Raw genomic sequence first — 10,210 nt, 5'->3', positions numbered from 1 at the left:
CTAACCAATACTAATTGCCCGTGAGGCTTGACCATATAACACCCAAGCAATCTGTGAACTCGAAAGAGACCAGATTGCGGTGTGTGAAGACGATACATTGTCGAAAATTCGAAACGAAACACACAAATCTATTACATACCCATTCGCTGGAGCGTGATCCGCAAGGAGAACGACCTGGCTACCGAATTTCTTGACGACCATAGAGCATTGGAACCACCTGATCCCATCCCGAACTCAGCAGTGAAACGATGCATCGCCGATGGTAGTGTGGGGTTTCCCCATGTGAGAGTAGGTCATCGTCAAGATTAAATTCCGAAACCCCTATCTGCGTATGCAGGTAGGGGTTTTGTTTTGTCCGCGAAAAAGTAATCTCATGCTCTTGAGGTAGGTTCTGACGGCGAGCCGCCCAGTTCAAGGCCTTGGCCATGGCTTCCAAGTCGCGTGGAAGCCCCCTGAGACTCGATCAGGGCTCGCATGGCGACAACGCCCCTAACTCCCTTGAGTGATGCGTCGCCCCCCACCTCTCGCTCCAAACAACGTCATTGCCTGAAGTTGATTACCATTACCCACAAAAAAGCCCCAGACCCTAAGGCCTGAGGCTTTTTCATTTGAAGCGTATGGTGCACCAGGCGGGATTCGAACCCACGACCCCTGCCTTCGGAGGGCAGTACTCTATCCAGCTGAGCTACTGGTGCAAGCGGGCGCCATGATACTCATATGTGCTGCGTGCGTCCATGCTGCTGAATCGCCTGTGTTTTTTGAAAGCGTAACCTGCGTTTGCTACGTTGATCAGAAAAATTAGGCAAATGCGGCGTTTTCGTTCTTTTTTTCGAACAGGCTATTGTCCTTTACCCCCTTTGATCCTAGGATTCGTTTGAGATTTCAAACGCTCTTGTCTGGGTGCTGAACCGCACGGTATCAATCAGTGCGCTATTTATGTGCTTCAGCCCAGTGAATGATTTCCCTGACGGCAGCCTATAGGGCGCCTTTCTACAATCATAATTTGCTCCGCGCCTGTCGCGGTGCTGTTAAGGAAAGCCGACATGCAGCTTAAAGACACCCAGTTGTTCCGCCAGCAAGCCTTTATCGATGGCGCTTGGGTCGACGCGGACAATGGTCAGACGATCAAAGTGAACAACCCGGCCACCGGCGAAATTCTGGGTACCGTGCCGAAAATGGGCGCTGCCGAAACCCGCCGTGCGATTGAAGCTGCTGACAAAGCGCTGCCGGCCTGGCGTGCACTGACCGCCAAGGACCGCGCGAACAAGCTGCGTCGCTGGTTCGAGCTGATTATCGAAAACCAGGACGACCTCGCTCGCCTGATGACCCTCGAGCAGGGCAAGCCATTGGCCGAAGCCAAGGGCGAAATCGTTTACGCCGCTTCCTTCATCGAATGGTTCGCCGAAGAAGCCAAGCGGGTCTACGGTGACGTAATTCCAGGTCACCAGCCAGACAAGCGCCTGATCGTGATCAAGCAGCCAATCGGCGTGACCGCTGCAATCACCCCGTGGAACTTCCCGGCCGCAATGATCACCCGTAAAGCCGGCCCAGCCCTGGCTGCCGGTTGCACCATGGTGCTCAAGCCTGCTTCGCAAACGCCGTTCTCCGCGTTCGCCCTGGCGGAACTGGCTCAACGTGCTGGCATTCCTGCTGGTGTGTTCAGCGTTGTTTCCGGCAGCGCCGGCGACATCGGCAGCGAGCTGACCAGCAACCCGATCGTTCGCAAACTGTCCTTCACCGGCTCGACCGAAATCGGTCGCCAGTTGATGGCTGAATGCGCCAAGGACATCAAGAAAGTCTCCCTGGAACTGGGCGGCAACGCGCCGTTCATCGTGTTTGACGACGCGGACCTGGATAAGGCCGTCGAAGGCGCGATCATTTCCAAGTACCGCAACAACGGCCAGACCTGCGTCTGCGCCAACCGTCTGTACATTCAGGATTCGGTCTACGACGCGTTCGCCGAGAAGCTGAAAGTGGCCGTGGCCAAACTCAAGATCGGTAACGGTCTGGAAGAAGGCACCACCACTGGCCCGCTGATCGACGAAAAAGCCGTGGCCAAGGTTCAAGAGCACATTGCTGACGCGATCAGCAAAGGCGCAACCGTGCTGGCCGGTGGCAAGGTCATGGAAGGCAACTTCTTCGAGCCGACCATCCTGACCAACGTGCCGAAAAACGCTGCAGTGGCCAAGGAAGAAACCTTCGGGCCATTGGCGCCGCTGTTCCGCTTCAAAGACGAAGCCGAAGTGATCGCGATGTCCAACGACACCGAGTTCGGTCTGGCTTCGTACTTCTATGCTCGCGACCTGGGTCGTGTGTTCCGTGTGGCTGAAGCCCTGGAATACGGCATGGTCGGCGTCAACACCGGGTTGATCTCTAACGAAGTCGCGCCGTTCGGCGGCATCAAGGCGTCGGGCCTGGGCCGTGAAGGCTCCAAGTACGGCATCGAAGATTACCTGGAAATCAAATACCTCTGCCTGGGCATCTAAGCTCGCAAGACAAGAGCCGGGCAAGGCATTTTGCTTCAAACGCAAAGGGCACGAGAGCGCTGTCCCTTTGCGCGTTTCAAACGAAATTTATCTGCGGCCGGGAAAGCTGTGGCAGTCGATCATCGCATGCTGCCGTAGTTGCCTCCCCGCTGCATTTTCCTTGAGCCACGCCGCCCGATGAGCGGCGAATGAGGACTTTATGAGCAAGACTAACGCATCCCTGATGAAACGCCGCGAAGCCGCTGTACCACGTGGTGTTGGCCAGATTCATCCGATCTTCGCCGAGTCCGCGAAGAACGCCACCGTGACTGACGTTGAAGGTCGCGAGTTCATCGACTTCGCCGGCGGTATCGCCGTGCTGAACACCGGTCACGTGCACCCGAAAATCATCGCCGCCGTGACCGAGCAGCTGAACAAGCTAACCCACACTTGCTTTCAGGTACTGGCCTACGAACCCTACGTAGAGCTGTGCGAAAAAATCAACGCCAAGGTACCGGGTGATTTCGCCAAGAAAACCCTGCTGGTCACCACCGGTTCCGAAGCGGTAGAAAACGCCGTGAAAATCGCTCGTGCCGCCACTGGCCGCGCCGGCGTGATCGCCTTCACTGGCGCTTACCACGGTCGCACCATGATGACCCTGGGCCTGACCGGTAAAGTCGTTCCTTACTCGGCCGGCATGGGCCTGATGCCAGGCGGCGTATTCCGCGCCCTGTACCCGAATGAACTGCACGGCGTGAGCGTCGACGACTCGATCGCCAGCATCGAACGCATCTTCAAGAACGACGCTGAGCCGCGTGACATCGCTGCCATCATCATCGAGCCAGTTCAGGGTGAAGGCGGTTTCTACGTCGCGCCTAAAGAGTTCATGAAGCGTCTGCGCGCACTGTGCGACCAGCACGGCATCCTGTTGATCGCTGACGAAGTACAAACCGGCGCTGGCCGCACCGGCACCTTCTTCGCCATGGAACAGATGGGCGTGTCCGCCGACCTGACCACCTTCGCCAAATCCATCGCTGGCGGCTTCCCGCTGGCCGGTGTGTGCGGCAAGGCCGAATACATGGACGCCATCGCTCCAGGCGGCCTGGGCGGCACCTACGCTGGTAGCCCGATCGCTTGCGCCGCGGCCCTGGCCGTGATGGAAGTGTTCGAAGAAGAGCACCTGCTGGATCGCTGCAAGGCTGTCGGCGAGCGTCTGGTCACTGGCCTCAAGGCTATCCAGGCCAAGTACCCGGTAATCGGCGAAGTCCGTGCCCTGGGCGCAATGATCGCTGTCGAGTTGTTCGAAAACGGCGACAGCCACAAGCCAAACGCTGCTGCGGTAGCCTCGGTTGTGGCCAAGGCTCGCGATAAGGGCCTGATCCTGCTGTCCTGCGGCACCTACGGCAACGTTCTGCGCGTCCTGGTACCGCTGACTTCGCCGGACGAGCAACTGGACCAAGGTCTGGCGATCATCGAAGAGTGCTTCTCCGAGCTGTGATCACCTCGTGTGACCTGATTGACAAAAAACCCGCTTCGGCGGGTTTTTTTTGGCCTCTTGAAACACATTCAGGTCATTTGATCTGTGTCGAATCGCCAGCGTTGACTATGGTTCATAGCATTGCGAGGGAGCGTGCTGCATGACTGTCGTTGATTTACCCGCTGCACCGAGGGTGTTGATTGCCGAGGCGGACCCCTGGTCTCGAGACTTGCTCAAGCAGGTGTTATTGAATGTGCGCTGCGACGCGCGGGTGGACCTGTGCGCCGATGGCCAACAGGCAATCGACAGGCTGAGGGAAATTCCCTACGACCTGGCGATCGTTGACTGGGAGTTGCCCGGGGTCGATGGCTTGAATGTCTTGCGTAACGTGCGTCAGCGCCGGCGCAATCCACCGCTGCCGTTCATTCTGATGAGCCGCCGCAACGACAGTGGCAGCGTGCACGAGGCTTTGCCTTTGGCGCCCACGGCGTACCTGACCAAACCCCTGAACGTGGAAAACCTGACCCAACGTCTGCAGGAGTTGCTGCTGAACGCCGGTGAAGAGATTTCTTGCGAGATGCCAAGGTTGGCGCCAGGCATGACGTTATCGGTGTACCTGGAGCGTCGTCGAGAGCTGGCAGACGGTGCGCCGTTGATGACTGACGTACAGAACGCTGTCCAGCGCAGCCTCAATCCCGGCGGACTCGATCTGAAGCGGATGGAAGACGAAATTCGCACCGATCCGCAGATTACCGCTGTGCTGATCGCCGCCGCGAACAGCGCGGCGCATCACCTTGGTGATCCGGTGCAAACCCTGTCCCAGGCCTTGCACCGTTTGGGCGCCGGGCAAAGCATGAATCTCATCCTGGGGTTGGCCCTCAAGCGCAGTGCCCGGCTCGACGATCCGCTACTGGCGGACTATGCCGAGCGAAATTGGGAGTTGTCGCTGCACACCGCTGAGTACGCCCGCACGCTGGCACGCTTGCTGGATCTGGAACAAGAGCGCTGTTACTGCGCAGGCATGCTGCATCGTCTTGGTGACCTGGCACTGCTGCGATGTTTGCAAGAGTGGAAGCAGGGCGGAGGTGATCTGGATGAGTGGGAGGAAATCGGTGATGCGCTGGCCGAGTTCGGCGCGGCCTACGGTTCGGCACTGCGCACGCGCTGGCGTCTGCCGCTTGAGCTGCGAGAGCTGATTGCGGCGGTCTATCAGCTCGGTGGCGGGGTTTACTCACGCGAGGCGTTGGTGATGAACATGGCGGCGCAATTGGCGCACCTGACCGAACATGAGGGCTTGGAGGAATTGGCGAAAAGCCGAACAGCGCGATTGCTCAAGATCGGTTTGCCGGAACTGATGCGATTACGCAAAAAGTGAACCTGCCGAAGTGTTCAGCGGATTAACCGGAAATGATCCGGTTCTTGCCCTGCCGCTTGGCTTCATACATCGCCGCATCCGCCCTGGCAAACAGGATGTCGAGGCTTTCGTCCTCGTCGGTGAGGCTGGTCAAACCCTGGCTGACGGTGATACCAAACGTCTGGCCGTCATGGCTAAAGCTCAATTGCTGAATCTGCCTTTGCAACCGTTCGGCCACTTGCAGGGCCATATCGGGCGCGCAGCCGGGAAACACCGCCGCAAACTCTTCACCACCGATCCGCCCGAACACATCGCCTCGGCGTAACGCTGCGCGACCGCTCTCTGCGATTTGTTGCAGCACCACGTCACCTTGCGGATGACCGTACGTGTCGTTGACCCCTTTGAAATCATCGATGTCCAGCAACAGGAACGCCAGCGGTGTTCCTTGCTTGCGTGCCTGTGCAAATTCCTTTTGCGCACACTCAAAGAAGTGCCGCCGATTACTGCTTTGAGTTAGCACATCAGTGGTGGCCAGGCGTTGCAGTTCGGCTTCCATCCGCTTCTTTTCGGTGATGTCTTCGGCAATGCCGACAATGATCACGGGTTGGCCGGGTTCGGCCTGACGGTTGATGAAGCATTTGTCGCTGAGCCAACGTACCTGACCATTGGCATCGATGATGCGGTATTCGCGGTCTTCAACTGCACCTTTGACCAGCACGTCGGCCAGGCTGCGCTCGGCATAGTCCAGGTCGTCGGGGTAAATGCTGTCGCGCCATTCGTTGTAGTCGGACAGCAAACTGCCGGCGGAGCGGCCGAAAATTCGCTCATAGGCCGGGCTGACGTAAAGCACCTGCCGGGTTTCCCAGTTGAATGCCCATAGCACCGCGTTGACACTCACCAGCAGCGAACTGAACAGCTGTTCACGTTCGCTCAGGCGCGCCACTTCACTTTGGGCATGCATCAGCGCCATCAGGGTTTGAGCCGTGTCGGGCGATTGCGCAAAGGATGAGTCGTGCAGGTTTTTGGGGACCATCGGGACAAATCTCAAAGGGCGTGCGCTGTTCTGGATTCGAAAGCGGCGACAACGAAACCCGCCGGGGGGGGGCGAAGTGTCTTTGAGATAGGGGATTTGGAGCTTAGTTCCCGCTTTCCTTGGCGAGGGAGCTGGCTCCCGCCGGGCGGTATAGACGACGCGTTTTTTAGTTAAAACGCGTCGTCCAAACTTGCGACTGCTACGCAGCCGTACGGGGGCAAGCCCCCTCGCCACAGTCAGGCAGCGGCAGGGCGCAGGGAGTAGGTCTTCAACTGGTCGGCGAAGTCGCGCAGGGATTGAATCCCGCTGGCCTCGGCTTCATGCACCCAATCCTTGATGGCGGCGAGCATGTCGTGACCATTTGAGCTGGTCTTGACCCAGATCTGCTGCAAGGCCAGGCGTTTCTCGTAAATTACCTTCAGCGCCTGGCTGTGTTCGAGCATGGTCTGGATGCGAACGTGGTGTTTTTCGTCCAGCAGGCTGGTTTCCCGCGAAAGCAGGCGTTTGGCGCGATGGAATTGATGGCGGACCGAGTGATCGACCTTTTCCAGTTCTTGCTTGACCAGCGGCGCAATCACCAACTTGCGGTACTGGGCCATGATCTGGAAGCGGTTGTTGAGGATCGCCATGGCGGTGTCCATGTCCAGGTTGCCTTTGCCTTCAACCCGGTGGGCGATGGGGGCGACCCGCTGGACCTTGGCCAGACGAAAGAAACTGAAGACCTGGATCCAGGCCCAGCCGAGGTCGAACTCCCACTTCTTCACCGACAATTTTGCCGAGTTAGGGTAGGTGTGATGGTTGTTATGCAGTTCTTCGCCGCCGATCAGGATGCCCCAAGGCACCAGATTGGTGGCGGCATCGCGGCATTCGAAGTTGCGGTAGCCGATGGCATGGCCAAGGCCATTGACCACGCCGGCGGCCCACACCGGGATCCACATCATCTGGATGGCCCAGATAGTGATACCGATGGTGCCGAACAACAGCAGGTCGATGACGCCCATGATCGCCACACCCAACAGCGGGTATCGGCTGTAGAGGTTGCGTTCGATCCAGTCTTCGGGGCAGTTCTTGCCGTAGATGCGCAGGGTCTCCGGGTTTTCCGCTTCAGCGCGGTACAGCTCGGCACCTTTGCGCAAAACGGTGGAAAGCCCTTTGACGACCGGGCTGTGCGGGTCATCCACGGTTTCGCATTTGGCGTGATGCTTGCGGTGGATAGCGGTCCACTCGCGGGTGTTCTGCGCCGTGGTCAGCCACAGCCAGAAGCGGAAGAAATGTTTCAGGCCAGCATTGAGCTCAAGCGAGCGATGGGCTGAATAACGATGCAGATAGACCGTGACGCCAACGATCGTAACGTGGGTCATCAGCAGGGTGACTGCCACCAGTGACCAGGGCGACAAGCCGAGTAAACCTTCGTACCACATAGGCTGTAGGGCCCTCGATAAAGAAAAAAACAGCCGTTGCATTATCACTAAGCCCACGGATAAAACCAGTCGCCCTTTCAGATAAGAGTGGCTGAATGTGTCCTTGACCTATAATTCCAACCTTTCTGTAGGGACATGGACGCTCTAATGTCTGCCACCTATCGCGATGCCTTGCGTGCAGCGCTGCTTTACCTGCTGCTTTCAGTCGCGTGGATGACCTTTAGCGGCTATTTATTGAACAGTTTCTTCGATAGCTCTGCCGAGCTATTGCGATGGCAACTGATCAACGGTTATTTCTGGGTGGTGCTCAGCGCCGGTTTGATCTTCGTTGCCCGGGCCCGACTGTTCAAATGCCTGGGGATCGGCGCCAGGCTGCGCGAGCGCCAAGCCGACCGTGAGCGTTTGCGCCAGGCCGCCGCCGTGTTCGATTGCACCCGTGAGGGCGTGTTGGTCACCGATAGCAACGGGCTGATTGTCCATGTAAACCGGGCCTTCATGGCGATCACCGGCTATCAGCGTGATGAAGTGCTGGGCCAGCAACCCAGCCTGTTCAAATCCGGCCATCATCCGCCGGCGTTCTACCAGTCGATGTTCGCGACACTCAACAGCACCGGTGAGTGGAGCGGGGAAATCTGGAATCGTCGTAAAAGCGGTGAAATCTACCCGCAATGGCAAACCATCCGCATCATTCATGACGATCAGGGCCGGCGAAGCCACTACGTGGCGGTGTTTTCCGATATCAGTGCGATCAAAAACTCCGAGCATGAACTCAAGCACCTGGCTCACCACGATCCGCTGACCGATCTGCCCAATCGGCTGTTGTTCACCGACCGTGTCGAACAGGCGCTGGCATCGGCGCAAATCCACAAACGGGGCTGCGCGTTGCTGATGATCGACCTGGATCACTTCAAGATGATTAACGACAGCCTTGGGCATACCGTCGGTGATCAACTGCTGAAGGCCGTGGCCGAGCATTTGAATGCCATGTTCGGCCCAGGCATGACCCTGGCGCGTCTGGGCGGTGACGAATTTGCGGTGCTGGCCGAAAGCTGTCCGCAAGTGGCACAAGCCGCGGCGCTGGCTCAGCGAATCATCGATGGCCTGCGGGAGCCGTTCCACATTGACGGGCATCGACTGTTTATCAATGCCAGCGTCGGTATCAGTCAGTTTCCGAGTGACGCCTTGAGTGCCGGGCAAATGCTGCGCAACGCTGACTCGGCGTTGTTCAAGGCCAAGAGTGCGGGCCGGGATGGCTACGCGCTCTATACCGAAGAGTTGACCGCCCATGCCCAGCAACGGGTGAAAATCGCCTTTGAACTGCGCCGCGCCCTCCAGCAGCAGGAGTTGCGCGTCTATTACCAGCCGGTGCATGACCTTAAAACCAGTCGCCTGATCGGCGTCGAGGCGTTGGTGCGGTGGGCGCACCCGCAGCGCGGGCTGGTATCGCCGGCAGAGTTCATCCCCATTGCCGAGCGTACCGGGCTGATTGCCGAGATCGATGCCTGGGTCATGCAGCGGGCCTGCCAGCAAATGTGCCAGTGGCGAGCGGCGGGTGTGGGGTTGGCGTTTGTGGCGGTGAATGTTTCATCACGACTGTTTGCCCGACGCGAGCTGTATCAGCAGGTGGCTGAGGTGCTTGATGCGACCGGGCTTGATCCGGCGTATCTGGAGCTGGAAGTGACCGAAAGCGCAGTGATGGAGGATCCGGAGGTGGCGCTGGAGCAGATGCATCGCCTGCGCGAGTTGGGTGTGCGGCTGGCCATCGACGATTTCGGCACGGGATATTCGTCGCTCCTGCGGCTCAAGCGATTGCCGGTGCAGAAACTCAAAATTGATCAGGGTTTCGTCGCCGGGTTGCCGTGTGATGAAGATGATGCAGCGATTGTGCGAGTGATCATTGCCTTGGCGCAGAGCATGGGGATGCAAGTGCATGCCGAGGGGATCGAGCAGATCGAACAGGCGGGTTTCCTGCTGGAGCATGAATGCGATCTGGGGCAAGGCTACTGGTTTGGGCGGCCGGTGCCGGCGGAGCAACTGGATTGGATGTGCGAGCCTGTTATTCGCTAAGCCTCTTCGCCACAAAATTCCCCTAGACCGCGTCCCAGCACGCAATTCATTTCGGTTATATAAACATTCTTAAATAGTCTTTTTAAGAATATCTGCTCCTCACTACTATTGGTCTCACGCCGCAAGCAGTGCCGCCACTGCCAGGCAACCTCTCAGTTGAAGGAGCAGCACCATGAGCGCATCCCTACGTAGTGTTGATGGCCAAGACGAAGCAACCATTTTGCGTGAGATCCAGAGCGCATTGCGCGATCTGCGCTTTGGCGCTGTGGAGATCACTGTGCATAACGCCCAGGTCGTCCAGATCGAACGCAAAGAAAAATTCCGTCTGCAGCACCCTGGTAACAAGCCGAGCTAAGCAACCGGCAACCCGTTTACCGCATCCATAAAAAAAGC

At 58.0% G+C, this 10,210-nt stretch carries 7 protein-coding genes, 1 tRNA gene and 1 rRNA gene; 6 read left to right on the top strand and 3 right to left on the bottom strand.

The features are described from left to right. Nucleotides 1-189: 189 nt before the first annotated feature. A 5S ribosomal RNA gene (rrf, locus tag BK660_RS29660) occupies nt 190-305 on the top strand. A 313-nt stretch (nt 306-618) separates the two neighbouring features. On the opposite strand, the gene BK660_RS29655 is transcribed toward rrf, so the two are convergent. Then, nucleotides 619-695 (bottom strand) — tRNA-Arg (locus BK660_RS29655). A 348-nt stretch (nt 696-1,043) separates the two neighbouring features. Here BK660_RS29655 and gabD point away from each other — a divergent pair. The 3 genes from gabD to BK660_RS29640 all read left to right on the top strand — a co-directional run bounded on the left by gabD (nt 1,044) and on the right by BK660_RS29640 (nt 5,317). Then, nucleotides 1,044-2,486, top strand: coding sequence for an NADP-dependent succinate-semialdehyde dehydrogenase (gabD, locus tag BK660_RS29650; protein WP_008148203.1), 1,443 nt, complete (start codon nt 1,044-1,046; stop codon nt 2,484-2,486). A gap of 199 nt (nt 2,487-2,685) precedes the next feature. Then, nucleotides 2,686-3,963 (top strand): 4-aminobutyrate--2-oxoglutarate transaminase, encoded by a 1,278-nt coding sequence (gene gabT, locus BK660_RS29645; RefSeq protein WP_123436364.1) that lies wholly within the window; start codon nt 2,686-2,688, stop codon nt 3,961-3,963. Nucleotides 3,964-4,102: 139 nt separating this feature from the next. Next, the gene (locus BK660_RS29640; RefSeq protein WP_123436363.1) at nt 4,103-5,317 is read left to right on the top strand and encodes a response regulator; all 1,215 of its coding nucleotides are present in this window, start codon (nt 4,103-4,105) and stop codon (nt 5,315-5,317) included. Nucleotides 5,318-5,339: 22 nt separating this feature from the next. On the opposite strand, the gene BK660_RS29635 is transcribed toward BK660_RS29640, so the two are convergent. After that, nucleotides 5,340-6,329: a GGDEF domain-containing protein gene (locus BK660_RS29635; protein ID WP_123436362.1), complete on the bottom strand. Its 990-nt coding sequence runs from the start codon at nt 6,327-6,329 to the stop codon at nt 5,340-5,342. 236 nt (nt 6,330-6,565) lie between these two features. Next, the gene (gene desA / locus BK660_RS29630; protein ID WP_123436361.1) at nt 6,566-7,750 is read right to left on the bottom strand and encodes a delta-9 fatty acid desaturase DesA; all 1,185 of its coding nucleotides are present in this window, start codon (nt 7,748-7,750) and stop codon (nt 6,566-6,568) included. Nucleotides 7,751-7,897: 147 nt separating this feature from the next. Between desA and dibA the strand changes: the two genes are divergently transcribed. Together dibA and oscA are read left to right on the top strand one after the other, a co-directional pair. Further along, the gene (dibA, locus tag BK660_RS29625) at nt 7,898-9,817 is read left to right on the top strand and encodes a phosphodiesterase DibA (RefSeq protein WP_123436360.1); all 1,920 of its coding nucleotides are present in this window, start codon (nt 7,898-7,900) and stop codon (nt 9,815-9,817) included. Nucleotides 9,818-9,989: 172 nt separating this feature from the next. Beyond that, nucleotides 9,990-10,172, top strand: a complete 183-nt coding sequence (gene oscA / locus BK660_RS29620) for a sulfur starvation response protein OscA (RefSeq protein ID WP_123436359.1) — start codon at nt 9,990-9,992, stop codon at nt 10,170-10,172. Nucleotides 10,173-10,210 lie beyond the last annotated feature (38 nt).

It is taken from the genome of Pseudomonas brassicacearum, assembly GCF_003732265.1.
GTDB lineage: Bacteria > Pseudomonadota > Gammaproteobacteria > Pseudomonadales > Pseudomonadaceae > Aquipseudomonas > Aquipseudomonas brassicacearum_D.
Note: the sequence above shows the minus strand (reverse complement) of the source record. Positions and strands in the feature narration are given on the sequence as shown.